A 410-nucleotide genomic window follows, 5' to 3' on the forward strand; every position below is an offset into this window, starting at 1 on the left:
GGTCGCAAGGCGGCGCGCGTTCTTTTCACGCCGCGTCCGGATCGAACCCCTCGAACGTCATCTGGTCGGCATGGGCGCGGCTAAGGGCGACATGGCCGGGCGTGCGCACGGTCCATGTGATGACCGGCATGCCGCGCGCGCGCACCTTGTCGACGAAGCGGTTGGGCAGCGCGGTGACCTGGTAGGAGACGAAATCGATGCCCAGATCGAGCGCGGCCTCGTGCGCGGCCAGCGCCGGCGCGCCGATCCCCTCGGCGGTCAGGCCGAGCGGCACGCCGGCCCCGGTGTCGCCGAACGCGCCGATAAGCGCGTGCGCGAACGCCATCACCGCGACCGGCCCGGCATAGCCTTCAAGCGCCACGGCCACGGCGCCGGCGAGGGCGCCATTGCGATCGCCGCTGTCCTTCATC

General features: G+C 72.0%; 1 protein-coding gene. It reads right to left on the minus strand.

Features of this window, described 5'->3' with window-relative positions; all coding sequences use genetic code 11:
* Positions 1-25: 25 nt before the first annotated feature.
* Positions 26-410 (minus strand): PI-PLC domain-containing protein (locus AC5E6L_RS08120; protein ID WP_491772511.1); only part of this gene is annotated, 385 nt, incomplete at its 5' end.

The sequence above is a fragment of the Roseitalea sp. genome, from assembly GCF_984466335.1.